Origin of the sequence: Agreia sp. Leaf335, from assembly GCF_001423605.1 — a bacterium.
In the GTDB taxonomy this organism is placed as follows: Bacteria; Actinomycetota; Actinomycetes; order Actinomycetales; family Microbacteriaceae; genus Agreia.
The window spans coordinates 1-15,611 of record NZ_LMOQ01000002.1; the positions used below are offsets into that span (position 1 = coordinate 1).

19 protein-coding genes are annotated in these 15,611 nt (G+C 66.5%); 9 read left to right on the plus strand and 10 right to left on the minus strand.

What is annotated here, in order from left to right:
- The first annotated feature begins 15 nt into the window (after positions 1-15).
- Positions 16-1,659, plus strand: coding sequence for a M28 family peptidase (locus ASF79_RS06020; protein ID WP_082495734.1), 1,644 nt, complete (start codon positions 16-18; stop codon positions 1,657-1,659).
- Here the strand turns inward: ASF79_RS06020 and ASF79_RS06025 are convergent.
- Positions 1,632-2,678 carry an ATP-dependent DNA ligase gene (locus tag ASF79_RS06025; protein WP_055853214.1) on the minus strand — a complete coding sequence of 349 codons (1,047 nt, stop codon included), beginning with the start codon at positions 2,676-2,678 and terminating at the stop codon, positions 1,632-1,634. The two genes, ASF79_RS06020 and ASF79_RS06025, sit on opposite strands and share 28 nt — an antisense overlap.
- Positions 2,679-2,776: 98 nt before the next feature.
- Between ASF79_RS06025 and ASF79_RS06030 the strand changes: the two genes are divergently transcribed.
- Positions 2,777-3,220, plus strand: a complete 444-nt coding sequence (locus ASF79_RS06030; protein ID WP_055853217.1) for a hypothetical protein — start codon at positions 2,777-2,779, stop codon at positions 3,218-3,220.
- A gap of 1 nt (position 3,221) precedes the next feature.
- Here ASF79_RS06030 and ASF79_RS06035 read toward each other — a convergent pair whose 3' ends face one another.
- Positions 3,222-3,413, minus strand: a complete 192-nt coding sequence (locus ASF79_RS06035) for a hypothetical protein (protein WP_055853219.1) — start codon at positions 3,411-3,413, stop codon at positions 3,222-3,224.
- A 326-nt stretch (positions 3,414-3,739) separates the two neighbouring features.
- Between ASF79_RS06035 and ASF79_RS17035 the strand changes: the two genes are divergently transcribed.
- Together ASF79_RS17035 and ASF79_RS06045 are read left to right on the plus strand one after the other, a co-directional pair.
- Positions 3,740-4,582: a hypothetical protein gene (locus ASF79_RS17035; RefSeq protein ID WP_082466379.1), complete on the plus strand. Its 843-nt coding sequence runs from the start codon at positions 3,740-3,742 to the stop codon at positions 4,580-4,582.
- A 73-nt stretch (positions 4,583-4,655) separates the two neighbouring features.
- Positions 4,656-4,955 carry an ArsR/SmtB family transcription factor gene (locus tag ASF79_RS06045; protein WP_055853221.1) on the plus strand — a complete coding sequence of 100 codons (300 nt, stop codon included), beginning with the start codon at positions 4,656-4,658 and terminating at the stop codon, positions 4,953-4,955.
- A gap of 19 nt (positions 4,956-4,974) precedes the next feature.
- Here the strand turns inward: ASF79_RS06045 and ASF79_RS06050 are convergent, their stop codons facing one another.
- The 4 genes from ASF79_RS06050 to pnuC all read right to left on the minus strand — a co-directional run bounded on the left by ASF79_RS06050 (position 4,975) and on the right by pnuC (position 8,249).
- Positions 4,975-5,667 (minus strand): DUF305 domain-containing protein, encoded by a 693-nt coding sequence (locus ASF79_RS06050; protein WP_055853223.1) that lies wholly within the window; start codon positions 5,665-5,667, stop codon positions 4,975-4,977.
- 5 nt (positions 5,668-5,672) lie between these two features.
- A complete protein-coding gene (locus ASF79_RS06055) occupies positions 5,673-6,359 on the minus strand; it encodes a DUF3105 domain-containing protein (RefSeq protein ID WP_082495735.1) in 687 nt (228 codons plus the stop codon).
- 82 nt (positions 6,360-6,441) lie between these two features.
- On the minus strand, positions 6,442-7,578 hold the full coding sequence (locus tag ASF79_RS06060) for an AAA family ATPase (protein WP_055853225.1): 1,137 nt from the start codon (positions 7,576-7,578) through the stop codon (positions 6,442-6,444).
- Positions 7,575-8,249 (minus strand): nicotinamide riboside transporter PnuC, encoded by a 675-nt coding sequence (gene pnuC, locus ASF79_RS06065; protein WP_055853226.1) that lies wholly within the window; start codon positions 8,247-8,249, stop codon positions 7,575-7,577. Before pnuC ends, ASF79_RS06060 begins: the two co-directional genes overlap by 4 nt.
- Before the next feature lie 166 nt (positions 8,250-8,415).
- Here pnuC and ASF79_RS06070 point away from each other — a divergent pair, with 166 nt between their 5' ends.
- Positions 8,416-9,597 (plus strand): mechanosensitive ion channel family protein, encoded by a 1,182-nt coding sequence (locus ASF79_RS06070; protein ID WP_055853229.1) that lies wholly within the window; start codon positions 8,416-8,418, stop codon positions 9,595-9,597.
- A gap of 3 nt (positions 9,598-9,600) precedes the next feature.
- Here ASF79_RS06070 and ASF79_RS06075 read toward each other — a convergent pair whose 3' ends face one another.
- Together ASF79_RS06075 and ASF79_RS06080 are read right to left on the minus strand one after the other, a co-directional pair.
- Complete coding sequence (locus tag ASF79_RS06075) at positions 9,601-10,212, minus strand: HdeD family acid-resistance protein (RefSeq protein ID WP_055781705.1); 612 nt, start codon at positions 10,210-10,212, stop codon at positions 9,601-9,603.
- A gap of 47 nt (positions 10,213-10,259) precedes the next feature.
- Entirely contained in the window at positions 10,260-11,435 is a 1,176-nt protein-coding gene (locus tag ASF79_RS06080) for an alcohol dehydrogenase catalytic domain-containing protein (RefSeq protein WP_055853231.1), read from the minus strand.
- Positions 11,436-11,599: 164 nt separating this feature from the next.
- On the opposite strand from ASF79_RS06080, the gene ASF79_RS06085 reads away from it, so the two are divergent.
- Positions 11,600-12,535, plus strand: a complete 936-nt coding sequence (locus ASF79_RS06085) for a DnaJ domain-containing protein (RefSeq protein ID WP_055853232.1) — start codon at positions 11,600-11,602, stop codon at positions 12,533-12,535.
- Between the two features lie 34 nt (positions 12,536-12,569).
- Here ASF79_RS06085 and ASF79_RS06090 read toward each other — a convergent pair whose 3' ends face one another.
- On the minus strand, positions 12,570-12,941 hold the full coding sequence (locus ASF79_RS06090) for an RNA-binding S4 domain-containing protein (RefSeq protein ID WP_055853234.1): 372 nt from the start codon (positions 12,939-12,941) through the stop codon (positions 12,570-12,572).
- Positions 12,942-13,016: 75 nt separating this feature from the next.
- On the opposite strand from ASF79_RS06090, the gene ASF79_RS06095 reads away from it, so the two are divergent.
- Complete coding sequence (locus tag ASF79_RS06095; protein WP_055781698.1) at positions 13,017-13,640, plus strand: alpha-ketoglutarate-dependent dioxygenase AlkB; 624 nt, start codon at positions 13,017-13,019, stop codon at positions 13,638-13,640.
- Between the two features lie 7 nt (positions 13,641-13,647).
- Here ASF79_RS06095 and ASF79_RS06100 read toward each other — a convergent pair whose 3' ends face one another.
- Positions 13,648-14,271 carry an FMN reductase gene (locus ASF79_RS06100; protein ID WP_442853860.1) on the minus strand — a complete coding sequence of 208 codons (624 nt, stop codon included), beginning with the start codon at positions 14,269-14,271 and terminating at the stop codon, positions 13,648-13,650.
- A gap of 122 nt (positions 14,272-14,393) precedes the next feature.
- Here ASF79_RS06100 and ASF79_RS06105 point away from each other — a divergent pair, with 122 nt between their 5' ends.
- Both ASF79_RS06105 and ASF79_RS06110 read left to right on the plus strand, forming a co-directional pair.
- Entirely contained in the window at positions 14,394-14,597 is a 204-nt protein-coding gene (locus ASF79_RS06105; RefSeq protein WP_200933549.1) for a DUF1653 domain-containing protein, read from the plus strand.
- The gene (locus tag ASF79_RS06110; protein ID WP_055853238.1) at positions 14,597-15,547 is read left to right on the plus strand and encodes an NUDIX domain-containing protein; all 951 of its coding nucleotides are present in this window, start codon (positions 14,597-14,599) and stop codon (positions 15,545-15,547) included. The genes ASF79_RS06105 and ASF79_RS06110 overlap by 1 nt, the downstream gene beginning before the upstream one ends.
- The last annotated feature ends 64 nt before the right edge of the window (positions 15,548-15,611 follow it).

Below are 15,611 nucleotides of genomic sequence, written 5' to 3' on the forward strand. Positions count from 1 at the left end.
GGGGGGGATTTTCCGATGACACAACGACGTACATTTTCGCGCTCCGCCCTTGCCGGAGTCGCCGCTACAGCGCTCACCGGCGCGATGGTGTGGGGCGGCTCCTCGGGGGCGTGGGCCGCCCCGCCGCTCGAGTTCGCCGACACGGTCACCGTCGAGGCGATCATGGAGCGCCTCGGTGCTCTGCAGAGCATCGCCGACGCGCCCGGCAACGGCGGCAACAGGGCCGCCGGCAGCCCTGGTTATGAGGCCAGCGGCCAGTACGTGGAGAGTGTTCTCCAAGAAGCGGGCTACGTCACGACGAGACAGGTCTTCGATGTCACGACGCAGACCATCGTGTCGCAGTCGGTCGCGGTCGACGGCGAGACGCTGACCGCAGAACAGGCGATCCCCATGACCTACACACCGGGCACCCCGTCGATCACCTTCGATGCGGTCGCGCCCACCGTGAGTACGGGCTGCACCGCCGACGAGTGGGCGGGCGTCTCGGCTACGGACCGGATCGCCGTGGTGAGCCGGGGAGTCTGCTCGTTCACCGAGAAGTCTCTCGTGGCCGCCGCGGCAGGCGCGCGGGCCGTCCTCATCTACAACTCGGAACCGGGACCGCTGAACGGCACGTTCGGTGAGGTGACCGCGGGTACCGTGCCGACCTTCGGCATCGAGGCAGACAGAGGAGCCGCGCTCCTCGCCGCAATCGGAGAAGGGCCCGTCCCCATCTCCGTGGCGCTCGAGCAGACCGTGGAGACCGTCTCCACCTTCAACGTCATCGCCGAGACCGGCACGGGGCGCCCCGACAACGTCGTGATGCTCGGCGCCCACCTCGACAGTGTTCCGGAGGGGCCGGGAATCAACGACAACGGAAGCGGCTCGGCCACACTCCTCGAGGTCGCCGTGCAGCTCGCGAAGCAGGGAGAGCTCAACAACATGGTGCGCTTCGCCTGGTGGGGCGCTGAAGAACTCGGGCTCGTCGGATCGACTCACTACGTGGACGACCTCGCCGTGAACGACCCTGATGCGCTCGGCCGAATCGCGACCTACCTCAACTTCGACATGGTCGGTTCGCCCAACTACATCATCGGAACCTATGACGCCGATGAATCGAGCGTGCCTGCCGACGTGGAGATCCCGGAAGGGTCCGCCGAGACCGAGGACGTCTTCGAGAACTACTTCACGTCTATCGGCCAGCCGTTCGTCGGAACGTCGTTCGACGGCAGAAGCGACTACCAGGCCTTCATCGACAACGACATTCCCGCGTCGGGCCTGTTCACCGGTGCCGACGACGTGAAGACCGACGAAGAGGTGGCTCTGTTCGGTGGCATCGCCGGCGAGACCCACGATCAGAATTATCACCAGGCCGGTGATGACCTCGCCAACATCAACCAGGAGGCGTTGGGGATCATGTCGCGCGCGATCGCCTTCGCCACGGCATCGCTCGCGAATGACACCGTTCTGATCAACGGTGTCGCCGCGCCCGTCGATGAGACGCCCGGCCCGCCGACTGCACCTGCGCCCGCTCCGAAACCCCAGCCGGCGCTCGCCGCCACGGGATCGAGCGAAACCGTTCCGCTGGTGATCGCGTCAGCCCTCACCCTGCTCCTCGGCGCGACGATCGTCACCGTCCGTGCGGGCCGCCGCTACGAGAGGACGTCTCCGAGGTCGTAGGCCACGGGCGTCTCGAGCTGGTCGAAGGTGCACGAGCTGGCGTCCCGATCGGGGCGCCAGCGGTCGAACTGCACCGTGTGACGGAATCGAGAGCCTTCCATCTGGTCGTAACGCACCTCCGCCACCATCGTGGGCTCAAGCCGCATGAAGGACGCGTCTTTGCCCGACGAGAACCGGCTGCGTTCGCCTTCGCCCCTTAGAAACGCGCCATCGGCGCCCCGCATGACGGCATGGTCGAGCTCGGCGACGAGCTCGAGGCGTCGGGCGGCGGTGAAGGCCGATGCGCCACCGACGCTCCGTAGCTCGCCCGTGTGGTCGTAGAGCCCGAGGAGAAGGGAGCCCACGCCCTCGCCGCTCGCGTGCACGCGATAGCCCAGTACGACCACATCGGCCGTGCGGTGATGCTTCACCTTGAGCATGACGCGCTTGCCTGGGGCATACGCGGCCGACAAGGGCTTGGCCACGACACCGTCGAGCCCGGCCCCCTCGAAGTCGACGAGCCAGCGCCGGGCGACCTCGACAGAGAGCGTGAGTTGGGTGAGGTGAAGGGGCGCGACGGCCGTACTGAGCAGCTGCTCGAGTGAGCCTCGACGATCGGCGAAAGATGTCTCGAGCAGCGATTCTCTGTCGCGGTCGATCAGATCGAAGGCGATGAAGCTCGCCGGTGTCTCCTCTGCGAGGCTCCGGATGCGGCTCGCGGCCGGGTGGATCCGTTGCGAGAGCGCATCCCAGTCGAGCCGTTCCGCCCCGGCGGAACCTCGACGCACGACGATCTCTCCATCGATGACACAGGGCGCCGTGAGCTGAGAGCGGAACGCCTCGACGAGTTCCGGGAAATATCGGGTGAGGGACTTGGTTCCGCGGCTGGAGATCTCGACGGACTCTCCGTCGAACGACACGATTCCGCGGAACCCGTCCCACTTGGGCTCGTAGCCGAGACCGCCGACGACGCTGGCCGGGTCGGGAAGAGAGGTGACGGCCTTCGCGAGCATGGGCGAGGGAGCGGGAGGATGTGCCATAGCAACTATCCTTCTCCGCCGTCGACGCGCAGCCAACCCCTTGCCGGGATGGAGGGCAAGCCCCATGTAGGGCGAGACGGCGTCCCTAGCATGGAGGAATGACGAACGACGATACGCCCGACAACAGTCACCGACGACCCGACGGGGTAGACGACGCCACGGTCGAGGCCCTGGGCAAGCTGTCGGAGGCACTCGAGACCGTCGAGCACGCACGAGGCCAGCTGTACGCCTTTCACCGTCTGACCGGAGCGGCCGATCTGGCCTTGGGTGAGGCCGTCGACCTTCTCCGTGCAGCAGGGCACGACGAGATCGCCTCAGAGCTGAACGAGGAGCTCGTCGGTCGAAACGTCATCAAGGGCCGGTGGACGTTCCAGATCGTCGAAGACTACGACGACGGGTACTACTCCGCCTTCCGTCAGGCGGAGGCATCTGCTCGAGCGCTGCTCGCCGATGGACGCCGCCATCTCTTCGAAGCCGAGATGAAGGAGGACAGGCGCACTCACGGTCGACGCGGGCACGAAGCCCGACCGTCGGGCACGTAAGTCAGTTCTCGACGTCTTCTTCGTCTGCGAGAGCGAAGTCCTCGAGTTCGGCTGCCTCTGCATCCGCCGCACGGTCGGCGCCCGGTGTGCCTGCAGTGCCCTCGTCGAGCGTTCCCGTTCCGTCGGGGTAGCCGGCGGCGTCCGGATACTCTTTGTCGGCGCCGGGGCGAGCCGCGGATTCGTTCTGTGACATCGATGATCTCCTTCGTCTGCACACTCAGAATGCCACGTCCGCGCTCCCGAGAACAGGTCGCTCGAGAAACGCCATGCACGTCTTGCACAGAGGTTTAACCGAGAAATCTCAGGGTGGCTTCGCATACTGTCGGCTTCGCCCGCGCGCAGGATCAGGCCGCGGGCGCACCCGACACCGATCGTCACGCCACGAGGCCACGCCCCCGCTTACCCGGTTGCGATGATGGCCTCGTCCCCTCCGGACAGACAGAGAACCACGGGGCAACGCGAGCACCTGCCACGAGCGCGCTCGTTTTCGGCGTGCCGGTCGTAGATCCATTGGACGACATGCACCAGGCTCCACAATCCGTTTCCACCCGAACTGCGTCTACTCGACGTGAGCTGGCGAAGAACCGCCGGCAGACCACCCGCAAGCGGTACCTCGCCGCGACCGCCATCGTGGCCGTCGCAGGCTCGCTCGTCGGCACAGGTCTCATCGTCCAGTCCAACTCCGCATCGGCCGAACGCGCCGCGGCGACAGCGCAGCTGTCGAGCGGCACCGGCCTGCAGCACGAGCAGTTGGGCGTCTACGCGACCATCGCCAAGGCGCAGACCGACCAGAAGGCCAAGGCGACCATCGACGACGCGAACCAGGTGATCGCATCCGTTCAGAACAAGGTCGACACGACCCCGCTGTCGACCACGGTGGCGTCGCTGGCGTCGTATCAGACCCTCGACAGGGACACGGTCTTGTCGCTGATGAAACAGGCCTCTGAGGCGAAGGCGAACGTGCAGGCGGCCGCCAGTCAGGCCGACCAGGCTGCCGCCGAGGCGGCTGCCGCAGCGGAGGCCGCTGCCGCCGAGGCTCTGGCCGCGGGCAACACCGTGGCGGGTGCGAAGGCGACCGCCCAGTCCCTCGCCGCCTCGAAGTACGGCTGGGGCGACGACCAGTTCTCGTGCCTGGTCTCGCTCTGGACGAAGGAATCCGGCTGGAACTACCAGGCCGAGAATGCCTCGAGCGGAGCGGCAGGAATCCCTCAGGCTCTTCCGGGAAGCAAGATGGCCTCGGCCGGCTCCGACTGGGAGACGAACGCGGCTACGCAGGTGAGCTGGGGACTGGACTACATCAAGCGCGGCTACGGAACGCCCTGCGCTGCCTGGTCGCACTCGCAGTCGGTGAACTGGTACTGACGCTCTCCGTCGCAACCCCAGGGTTGCCCTAGACTGGCGACACCCACTGTCGATCTCGTCGAAGGAGTGCTTCATGGCCCACGATCTCGAACATCTGAGGCAGGTCTGCTCGGCACTCGGCGAGGCCACGAGATGGCAGATTCTCGGCAGAGTGGCGGGCGCCGAACTCTCGGCGTCGGCCCTCGCCGAATCGGTTCCGGTCAGCCGGCAGGCCATCGCCAAGCACCTCGCCGCCCTCGACGCCGCCGGATTGGTGTCGTCGAAGCGGGTCGGCCGTGAACTACGGTACTCGGCGCGACCCGATGTGCTGAGCGAAGCATCCCGGCACCTCGGCGAGATCGCCGCCGCCTGGGCTCAGCGAACCGCGGAGTGACCGTCGGCGTCCGCCGAGATCACGATGAGCGGGTCGTGAGAAGACTCTTCATGTACTCGATCTCGCCGGACTGAGCGAACACGATCGCGCGGGCGAGCGTCGTGACGAGCGGATGCGTGCTTCGCTCGAGGACCGCGTCGGCCATGTCGACACCACCACGATGATGAGCGATCATCAGGCTCAGAAAGAGCGACTCGGCCTCGCCCCCGTTCGCTGCGCGCAGCCGCTCGAGATCGGATTCGCTCGCCATGCCCGGCATGGCGACGGATGAGGAGGAGGTCTGCTCGGACGAGACGGAATCGGTCGTGGCCGGTGTTCCATGGTCGTGGCCCTGTCCGGCACCACCTGCCAGCGTCGGAGCAGACATCCACTCCATGATCTCGCCGGGACGGGCCTGGGGAACGCCCCAATCGTTCAGCCATGCGTACATCTGACCCGACTGCTGAGCCTGGCTGGTCGCGATGTCGTATGCCAAGCTTCGGATGTCGGGGTCATCGGTGCGATCCCGAATGATGAGAGCCATCTCGACGGCTTGATCGTGATGCGTCTGCATGTCACGAGCGAAACCGGCCTCGACACTCGACGAGGTCGGGTCGGCGCCCCGAGCGGCGAGCATCCAGCCCCCGGCCAGACCTACCGTGAGAACGAGCGCGCCCGCGATGGCGCCAGCTGCGATGAGGCGCCAACGACCATTCCCGCTCGCGCGCTCCATGGCGGTCACGCCACGCGGCCCGGCGCGTTGATGCCGCCCGTGCAGGCGGCTCCGGGTTCCGGAGCGTCGTTCGAACGCCAGAATCTGTCGAGGAACGATCCGAGGCGCACATCCGAGGGATTGTCGAGGGCGACCTGGGCGCCCCACGCGCTGGCGACGATGGGAGAATCGAGTCCCTCGACGGGGGATACCACGATGTAGGAATCGGGCAGCTCGGAGCGGAGAGCGTCGACACCCTCGGCGTCGAGCTGCGCGGGGTCGTACGCGAGCCAGACGGCACCGTGTTCGAGCGCGTGCACGGCGTTCTCGTTCGGCACGGGCTCAGCGTAGACGCCGCAGTTCAGCCAGGCGGCAGCGTGGTCGCCGCCGACCGGGGGATTCTGGGGGTAGTCGACAGGCGTCGTGACGTGGTTCGCTGTGAGCCCCGGGTAGGTCTGCAAGCCTTCGATGGCGATATTCGACGGATCGGGCTTAGGAGTCGCCGAGGTGACGACGAATCCGATCAGGAGTCCGATGACCGCGACGGCTGCCACGGATCCCGTGACGATGCCGATCACGCGATTGCGTTTCTGTCGAGCCTGCGCCTGGCGGAATGCCGCGAGCTTGGCGTCACGATCCGCGGCGCGCTCCTGCTTCACCGTCAACTTCTGAGGGCGGTCGGATGCTCGGGCGTCTTCGGGCGGCGGGGTCACGTCTCTCGATTCGGTCGGATTCTTCGGTTGTAGCTACAACCTGTCATGAGCGGGCTGGATGAAGACTGTGAATGGGGGATCATCAGGCTTCGTCGTGGGCGAGGCTGGTCGCATCGGCCCACGCGGGAGAGGTGAAGGTCGAATTGCGAGCGAGGAGCGCATCGACGACTTCGACCGAGTAATCGAGGCGAACCTGGTGGGCGCCTCGGAGAAGGACCCAGGGGAGACCGCGGGCGGTCAGACCGTCGATGATCCATCGGGTCATCTCGGGGCGTATGTGCTCGCCGTCTCTCCAGCCGTCCTGATCGAACGGCACGTCGACATGATCGGTCACGAGATAGAGATCGCGACGGGGGAGATCCGTCGTCGCCGCGTCGAGCGCCGCATGGCTGTGCGCGCCGACATAGCGGCGCTCCCATAACGACGTGGCGAAAGCATCGGTATCGGCGATCACGAGGGCACAGTCGACGGCGGCCGCGTGCTCCATACGCGTCTGCTCCCGGGCGATGTGCGCGAAGTGCTCGGGCAGCCAGACGAGGTCGTCGACTGCCGGAACCGGCTCACCGGTCGCCCGGGCCTCCGCCCTGGCGCGGGCGTGCAGCTCATAGGTGAAGCGCCGACCGTACTCGTCGACGTCGGCGATTCGCTCGAAGCCCGGCCGAGTGCGGTAGTGGCGTCGTAGCGCCTCAGCGAGGGTCGTGGTGCCGGTCGACTCGGCGCCGATGACGACGATGCGAGTCGCGAGCTCGAGACGTGCCGGTTCGACGATCTGAGTCCAGCGTTCGGCGAGGTTCTCTCTCGCCGCGGTTCCGCTCATCGGAACGCGACGTCGTTCTGGGTCGTCGAGCACATGCTCAGCCGACAGCCGGGTCGCCAACTCTCGTCCGTAGTTCTCCGAGCTGAAGACCACATCGATCGCATCGATCCCGGCGTTGCGAAGAGCAGCGATGGTGACCTCCTGATGGGCGACCCAGGCGATCTCGCTCTCGTAGTGCACGGGCGCGTCGTCGAGCACGCCGAGAATCGTCACACTCGTCAGGTGCCTCGTCGCGTCGGTCAGCCAGGCCACGCGGCGCTGGAGCGGGATGGTCTCGATCTGCGTCGCCATCACCAGCACCACCAGCCGGTCGGATTCTCTTGCGGCGCGCTCGATCAGGGCCAGGTGCCCGAGGTGAGGGGGGTAGAACTTGCCGATGATCAGGCCGGTGCGCGTCGTCACGTGGCCGACACCCGACGATCGGCGACACCGCTCGAGCCGCGCTCTGCTGAACCTCGCCGCAACTCGATCCTCCATCGACGGAGGCCGTCGATGCACAGCGCGAGGAAACCGGTGTACAAGATCGCGGTGAGCCAGAGGCCTTTCGAGGCGTAGAGGGGAATCGACACCGCATCGACGACGATCCAGACCCACCACTGTTCGATGATCTTCCGGGCCTGCCCCCACGTCGCCAAGAGAGAAGCCGCCAAGACGAAGGCGTCAGGCAGGGGTACGTTCGAATCCGTCGCTGCACCCAGGAGCAGCGCCGCGGCTGCGGTGAGCGCAACCGTGCCTCCGAGCCCCCAGTACCGCTCGCCCCGCGTGGCTCGACGTATCTCGACGACCGTCCGGGACGTGCTCGACGTCCGGCGTGTCCAGAGAACCCACCCGTACACGGCGATCGCAGCGAAGATCACCTGCAGAACGGCATCGGCGTAGAGGCCGGCGCCCACGAACAGGATCAGAAACGCGACGTTGTTCGCGATACCGACCGGCCAGTTCCACACGAATTGACGCGTGACGGCCCACACACAGAGTGCCCCCGTGACGAATCCGATCACCTCGATGACGGTCACGTCCTCGCCGAAGATGGAGAAGGCCGTGGCCTGGAAGAAGTCGAGCAGATCGAACATGACGAAGCGCGGCCTTTCTCGGGCATTGGACAAGCGGGGAGAATTCAAGAGTAACGATCGCGCGCACCGCGGAGGATTTGGCCTGCACGACCCGGCTTGCGAGCATGGATGAGGTCATTCGGCCCGATCAGCCACATCCCGGTCGCACCATCAAAAGGGGAACACGATGCTCACCGATATCCTGCAGTCTGAGGTCGTGCGAAGCATCCTCGGTGCGCTCATCGCCGTGGCGGCCGCCGTCGTCATCGTCGTCGTCACCGCGATCGTGTTCCGAGTCACCGCTCGCCACCGGCCGTGGGCGGGCCAATTGATCGACACCGCACGGAGGCCGTTCAGGGCTGCCCTCGTCGTGGGCTTCGTCTGGGCGTCGTTGGCGATCACCGTGACAGATCAACAGCTCGCCTCCGCCCTCGGACTTATGATGCGGATCCTCACCATCGTCACCGTCGCGTGGCTGGTCGGCGCGATCATCGTGTTCCTCGAGAATCTCGGGCTCGCGCGCTATCGCATCGACACTCCCGACAACCGTGTCGCTCGGCGGGTGCGCACGCAGGTGCTCATTCTCAAGCGGCTCAGCATCGTGGTCGTGGTGGTGGTCGCTCTCGGCGCCGTCCTCCTCTCGTTCCCCGGTGCCCAGACCTTCGGTGCCAGCCTTCTCGCGTCTGCTGGACTGCTCTCGATCATCGCGGGCCTCGCAGTCCAGTCGAGTCTCTCCAATGTGTTCTCGGGAATGCAGTTGGCCTTCAGCGACGCGATCCGCGTCGATGATGTCGTGATCGTCGAAGGCGAGTGGGGCCGAGTGGAGGAGATCACCCTCACCTACGTCGTCGTCCACATCTGGGACGACCGGCGCATGATTCTGCCCTCGACGTACTTCACCTCGAAGCCCTACCAGAACTGGACGCGGCGCAACTCCGAACTCCTCGGCTCCGTCGAGTTCGACCTCGATTGGCGGGTCACTCCGCAGCACATGAGAGAAGAGCTCGACCGGGTCCTGTCACGCACCCCGCTGTGGGACGAGCGGGTGAAGGTGCTCCAGGTGACGGATGCGGTGGGAGGCTACGTGCGGATCCGCATCCTGGTGAGCGCGGTCGACGCTCCCACGCTCTTCGACCTGCGCTGCTTCGTGCGAGAGGAGCTCGTGACCTGGTTGCACGAGCAGAGCCCCGTCTCGCTTCCCCGCGTGCGTGTGCAGGACACGAAGGACGCCGACATGCGCCGTCCCTCGCTCGACCCCGAGCCGAACCCGGGAACGGGTGGTCTCTTCTCGGGCGATCCCGATGCCGTGGACAGAGCGAACCTCTTCACGGGCCGGATCGACGTGATCCGCCCGCCCGAGGTCGACTAGGAGTCAGGATGAAGTCCTAGCGCCGTCTCGCGGGGCGATCAGTCCGGCGGCGCCGCGTCGCAGGTGAACCGCGACGACGATGAACATCACACCGAAGATGATCGCGTAGACGCCGACGATCCAGACGAGGCTCAGCACGGTGGCGCCGGGGGTCACGAGAGTGACGATGGCGAGCAGGATGCCGAACACCAGGGTCAGCACACCGGATACGATTCCGATCGTCCTGCCCCGACCATGGTGCAATCCTGCGGCGGATCGGAGTCCGATGGCACCGTGCACCACCGCGTAGATCACGATCGTCCACAGGGCGAACAGGCCGCCGACGAGCCCGGCGAGAGCCGGCACGACAAGCGCCACCAGCCCCGCGATGATCGAGACGGCGCCCTGGAATACCAGCCATCCCCATCCGCTGCCCGGAACGCGCATCTGCAGGGCGTGCGCGACCGCCGTCACACCATCGACGATGGCGTAGGCGGCGAACACGATCACGATGCCTGTCAGCGCGGCGCCCGGGGCAGCGATGGCGATGATGCCGAAGATCACGGCGAAGATACCGCGGAGAAGTACGGCCCACCAGATGCCCTTGGCGACGGTGGCGAGCGGATTATTCGTCATGCTGCGTAACGTAGTCCCGCACGTCCCCGTTGCTCAAGAGGGCTGCGTCAGGGCGTGAGGACCACCTTGATGCATCCGTCTTCCTTCTTCTGGAACACGTCGTACATCGCCGGCGCTTCTTCGAGCGACACGCGGTGGGTGGTCAGGTCGAGCACCCCCAGGGGATCCCGAGAGTCTTCGACGAGGGGGAGCAGATCGTCGATCCAGCTGCGCACGTTGCACTGCCCCATACGCAGCGAGACCTGCTTGTCGAACATCGACTTCATCGGCATCACATCGGCCTCTCCGCCGTAGACGCCACTGAGCGACACCGTTCCCCCTCGGCGCACGACGTCGAGTGCCGTGTGGAGTGCGGCCAACCTGTCGATGCCCGCCTTGTCCATCGCCGGCCTCGCGAGCGCGTCAGGCAGGATGCCCACCACGGCCTGGGCGAATCCGGCACCCGGCGACCCGTGCGCCTCCATGCCGACGGCATCGACGACGGAGTCAGGGCCGCGGCCCTCTGTCTGATCGCGGAGGACGTCGACGATGTCGTCGTCGAGATCCCAGACCTCGGCGCCGTAGCGAGCGGCCAGCTCACGCCGCTCGGGCACGGGATCGACGGCGAGCACTCGATAACCGAGGTGGGTGCCGACGCGCGCGACGAACTGGCCGACCGGCCCCAATCCGAGCACACCCAGGGTGCCGCCATCCGGCACATTCGCGTACTTCACGCCCTGCCAGGCCGTGGGCAGGATGTCGCTCAGGAACAGGTAACGGTCGTCCGGCCCTTCCGGCGAGACCTTCACGGCATTGTAGTCCGCCAGGGGAACGCGCAGGAGTTCCGCCTGCCCTCCCGGTACCTGTCCGTACAACTTCGTGTAACCGAACAGCGACGCCCCGGATCCCTGGTCTCGGACCTGAGTCGTCTCGCACTGCGACTGCAGACCGCGGCGACACATGTAGCAGTGGCCGCAGGCGATATTGAAGGTCACGACGACGCGATCCCCGACGGCGATGTTCCGCACGTCGGACCCGACCTCCTCGACGATGCCCATGGGTTCATGACCGAGGATGTCGCCGCGGTCGAGGAAGGGCCCGAACAACTCGTAGAGGTGCAGATCGGAGCCGCAGATCGCTGTCGACGTGATGCGGATGATCGCATCGGTCGGGTCCACGATCTTCGGATCGGGGACCGTCTCGACGTGCACGTTTCGTTTTCCTTGCCAGGTGAGTGCTCTCATGTATCCATCGTGCACAGAAACTGCCGGGTCGAGTCGACGGGTGGACAGGCGTGGAGCGACCGTGTACCGGGCGGGCCGCCACGGGGCGCGGCCTCAGGATTGGCCGGTATTCTCGTGCTCGGGGGGTGTGAGTCACACCCTGATCAGGAAGGTTCACGAGCGGCATGTCTGACAGTCCGGCCTCGGCCACTCCTTACGAGGTGCTGGGGATCACACCCGCGGCGAGCGTCGACGAGATGCGCCGCGCTTACCGGCGGCGTCTGCGCGAGACGCACCCCGATACGGGTGGGTCTCCGGCGAGATTCCACGCGGTTCAGGCGGCCTGGGAGGTGCTGGGCGACCCTTCCTCTCGCTCGGCCTACGACCGGGGATCGTCGGCGACATCGGCCCGTAGTGGCTCCGCCCGTCCTGCGGGCTCGTCCTGGACCGCCCGAGCCTCGGCACCGTCCAGCGCATCCAGTTTGAAGGCGCGCTCGTATGGGCACCCCGGGGGACAGGCCAGGGAGCGTTTCCTCACTCTCATCAGGGAGTGGGCGGGGCGTGGAGCGGATCTGGCGGATCCCTATGACGCAGCTCTCGTGCGAAGCGCACCGCGCGAGATCCGCTGGCTCCTCGGCAAGGCGCTCGCGGAGGAGCAGACGGCTCGCGCCCTCTCCGACCTCGGAATGGGATTCACCGTCTGGAACGACGTCGCGACCCCCACGGGCAACAAGCTCGATCACATCGTCCTCGGACCAGCCGGTCTCTTCGCCGTGATGTCGGAGGACTGGGGCGAATCCGTGCGCCTTCATCGGGGAGAATTGTCGGGCGACGCGATCGACGACGGGGAACAGCCGGTCCGTGATCTCGTTCGGTCGGCGCGCAAACTCGGTAGATCGCTCGGCGTGCGATTCGATGGCCAGGTGATCGTCGTTCCCGACGGTGCGCTCACCGACGCGTCGGCGGAATCGATCGAGCGAGGCCGCAATGCGGGCACGGTCGCCATCGAGCGATCGCGGCTGTCGGACGTGATGCGTTCCGGTGTGTCGAACGGCGATGCGCGCCGCGGTGACGTCTTCGAGGTTCGAACGCGACTGCAGCAGGGTGTGCAGCTGGTCTGACGCTCGGCAGGAACCGAGGAGCTCCTCGACGGCGTCAGTGGCCCCGGAGCTTCTCTATATCTCGTCGCTCGCGCTTGGTCGGTCGTCCGGCTCCTCGATCGCGGATGGGCACGAAGGGCACGTCCTCGCGCGCGGGCGGAGCGGGAGTGTTGTCGGTCATGCTCTCCGCGGCGACGGTGGCGCTCACCCGCTTGGCGAGGATCCTCGTGACGACGACGATCCGCTCGGCGTCGGGCGTTCGGAGCCTGACCTCGTCGCCCACGCGAACCGCGTGTGCCGCCTTCACCTTGTCGCCGTTCACTCGCACATGCCCGGCGCGGCAGGCCGCGGTGGCGAGGGAGCGTGACTTGATCAGGCGAACGGCCCAGATCCAGCTGTCCACGCGGATCGACGAACCTGCTTCCATGCCTCGACTCTACGAGACCCGGACCGCCGTGAAGGTCGACTAGAACATGTGTTCGAATATCCGTATGCTCGAGATATGACTCTCGCGTACCAGGCCTCACTGTTCGATGATCCGGGCGCCCCGCCTGTCGTGGGTGCGCTGGGCGACGAGGTTCGCCGCATCTCGCTCGAATCGGGTGCGTGGATCGATGTGAGGCCGGGGTGGGTCGCCAACTCCGACTCGCTCTTCGAAGATCTCGTCAGCGCGGTCGAGTGGCGAGCCGACACCCGCGAGATGTACGACAGGGTCGTCGAGGTGCCGCGGCTCGTGAGCTGGTTCGGTGCTCGGGATCGACTGCCGCACCCGACGCTCGACGAATCGATGCGTGTGCTGAACGAGCACTACTCCCGTCTCGATGCCGAGCGATTCGCGACGGCGGGCCTGTGCTTCTATCGAACCGGCGACGACAGCGTCGCCTGGCACGGTGATCGAGTGGGCAGGTCGGTGCAGCGCGATACCCGAGTGGCGATACTCTCTGTCGGCGCCGAACGTGTGCTGTCCGTGCGTCCGGTCGGCGGCGGTGAGATCTCCCGCTTCCCGGTTGGCCACGGTGATCTCATCGTCATGGGTGGCAGCTGTCAGCGCACCTACGAGCACGCGATTCTCAAGTCGGCCAAGGCCGTGGGTCCTCGCATCAGTGTGCAGTTCCGCCGGGCCTGAGCGACAGCTACACCGAAACGGCGAGGTTCGCCAGCTGCTGCGCGAAGGGGATGACGGGTTCGTCGACGGGGCGCGTCGCGGGGCGTCCGTCGACGATCTCTGCCAGTTCGCCGGCCGCCCTCGTGATCCGTACGGCGAGATCCCCGTGCGCGCCGCCGGTGCTTCCCCAATCCTCAGACGCGGCGAAGACCGACGTGGGCACGACGACGGACTGCAAGTACGCGAAAAGCGGGCGGACCGAATACTCCAGGGCGAGCGAGTGTCGAGCCGTGCCGCCGGTCGCCGCGATGAGCACGGGCTTGCCGGCCAGGCTGCGGGGCTCGAGGATGTCGAAGAACGACTTGAAGAGTCCGCTGTACGACGACGAGAAGATCGGAGTCACAGCGATGACGGCATCGGCCTCGACGATGGTCTCGATGGCGGAGGCGAGCGCACCCGAGGCGAAGCCGGTGAGCATCGTGTTCGTGATCTCGTGCGCCAGGTCGCGCAGTTCGATCACCGTGACCTTCGCGTCCGAACCGGCGTCTGCCAGCGCCCGTGTGGTCGCCTCGCCCAATCGGTCGCCGAGCAGGCGGGTCGACGAGGGCTGGCTGAGTCCCGCCGAGATGATTGCGATCGACTTGTTCATGATGATCTCCACTCCGACATTTCTATGCGTTTGCATCTACATCGATTCGAAACCCTACGGGCGCGCTGAATATTCCCGGCAGGTGGTGGCGGTGGCTTCTCGTCGAGATGAGGCAGAATCGGGTCATGGATACCCTCGAGCCCGGTGCGTACATCCACTACAAAGGCGGCCACTACGACGTCGTAGGCGATGCGCGGCACAGTGAGACAGAAGAGAGGCTGGCCGTCTACCGATCGGCGGACGGTTCGCTCTGGGTCCGGCCGCTCGACATGTTCCTTGGCGAGGCCATCGTCGATGGCGTAGCGGTGCCGCGCTTCACCAAGCTGTGATGGCGACGAACCCGCTCGACGCGGCGGGTCGTCGGCCCCAGGGAAGCGGAGACGCGTGGGTCACCGCCCCCGATGGTCGGAAGTTCTGGGGGACCTTCGGCGCAGCAGGTCTTCTCGTGCACGACGACCGGGGTGTTCTCCTGCAACTCCGAGTCGAGTGGAGTCATCACGGTGGAACCTGGGGTCTGCCCGGGGGAGCGCGCCACGAGGGCGAGTCGGCTGTGCGCGGCGCCCTCCGGGAGGCCTCCGAGGAGGCCGGGGTGCCGGCCGAGGCGCTCGTGCTCGAATTCACGAGTGTGCTCGATCTCGGGGTGTGGAACTACACGACCGTCGGCGCTCGAGCCACTCGCCCGTTCGAGGCTGTCATCGGCGACGCCGAGAGTATCGAGCTTCGCTGGGTCCCGATCGACGAGGTCGACGCGCTGCCCCTGCACCCCGGTTTCGCCGCCCGCTGGCCTGTGCTCAAAAGCCTTGTAAAGGAATCGACCACTGTTGTCGTCGACGCGGCCAATGTGGTCGGCTCGCGTCCCGACGGCTGGTGGAAGGATCGGGCCGGGGCGGCCACGAGCCTGCTCGAGTCCCTGGCCGTTCGGATCGACGAGGGAATCCCGGGCGCGTATCTCGGTCTCGACGTCGATACCTACTGGCCGTCGATCGTCGCCGTCCTCGAAGGACGGGCGAGAGAGGCGCACGATCCGCCCGTCCGGAGTTCGGTGCGCGCTCTCGCCGACGGTGTACGTGCGCCGGAACTCGTCGTCGCCCGAGCCGAGGGTGAGGGAGACGATCTGATCGCCGACGTCGCTGCATCGCTCAGGGGTTCCGGTGATTCCGTTCTGGTCGTGACGGCCGACGCGGGTCTTCGAAGTCGCGTTGAATCGTCGAGCTGCGAGACGAGAGGCCCGCGATGGTTGACCGACATTCTCGAGAGACCAACGGACGCGCCCGCGTGACCGGCGATCCAGTCGTTCGACGCGCCCACTCGTGCAGTCATACGGCGGATTCCCTGCTCGCGAG

What these genes read in the sequence shown, in the direction of transcription:
- ASF79_RS06020 (WP_082495734.1), top strand. Translation starts at nt 16, where the DNA reads ATGACACAACGACGTACATTTTCGCGCTCCGCCCTTGCCGGAGTCGCC.
- ASF79_RS06025 (WP_055853214.1), bottom strand. Translation starts at nt 2,678, where the DNA reads ATGGCACATCCTCCCGCTCCCTCGCCCATGCTCGCGAAGGCCGTCACC.
- ASF79_RS06030 (WP_055853217.1), top strand. Translation starts at nt 2,777, where the DNA reads ATGACGAACGACGATACGCCCGACAACAGTCACCGACGACCCGACGGG.
- ASF79_RS06035 (WP_055853219.1), bottom strand. Translation starts at nt 3,413, where the DNA reads ATGTCACAGAACGAATCCGCGGCTCGCCCCGGCGCCGACAAAGAGTAT.
- ASF79_RS17035 (WP_082466379.1), top strand. Translation starts at nt 3,740, where the DNA reads ATGCACCAGGCTCCACAATCCGTTTCCACCCGAACTGCGTCTACTCGA.
- ASF79_RS06045 (WP_055853221.1), top strand. Translation starts at nt 4,656, where the DNA reads ATGGCCCACGATCTCGAACATCTGAGGCAGGTCTGCTCGGCACTCGGC.
- ASF79_RS06050 (WP_055853223.1), bottom strand. Translation starts at nt 5,667, where the DNA reads ATGGAGCGCGCGAGCGGGAATGGTCGTTGGCGCCTCATCGCAGCTGGC.
- pnuC (WP_055853226.1), bottom strand. Translation starts at nt 8,249, where the DNA reads ATGTTCGATCTGCTCGACTTCTTCCAGGCCACGGCCTTCTCCATCTTC.
- ASF79_RS06070 (WP_055853229.1), top strand. Translation starts at nt 8,416, where the DNA reads ATGCTCACCGATATCCTGCAGTCTGAGGTCGTGCGAAGCATCCTCGGT.
- ASF79_RS06075 (WP_055781705.1), bottom strand. Translation starts at nt 10,212, where the DNA reads ATGACGAATAATCCGCTCGCCACCGTCGCCAAGGGCATCTGGTGGGCC.
- ASF79_RS06080 (WP_055853231.1), bottom strand. Translation starts at nt 11,435, where the DNA reads ATGAGAGCACTCACCTGGCAAGGAAAACGAAACGTGCACGTCGAGACG.
- ASF79_RS06085 (WP_055853232.1), top strand. Translation starts at nt 11,600, where the DNA reads ATGTCTGACAGTCCGGCCTCGGCCACTCCTTACGAGGTGCTGGGGATC.
- ASF79_RS06090 (WP_055853234.1), bottom strand. Translation starts at nt 12,941, where the DNA reads ATGGAAGCAGGTTCGTCGATCCGCGTGGACAGCTGGATCTGGGCCGTT.
- ASF79_RS06095 (WP_055781698.1), top strand. Translation starts at nt 13,017, where the DNA reads ATGACTCTCGCGTACCAGGCCTCACTGTTCGATGATCCGGGCGCCCCG.
- ASF79_RS06105 (WP_200933549.1), top strand. Translation starts at nt 14,394, where the DNA reads ATGGATACCCTCGAGCCCGGTGCGTACATCCACTACAAAGGCGGCCAC.
- ASF79_RS06110 (WP_055853238.1), top strand. Translation starts at nt 14,597, where the DNA reads ATGGCGACGAACCCGCTCGACGCGGCGGGTCGTCGGCCCCAGGGAAGC.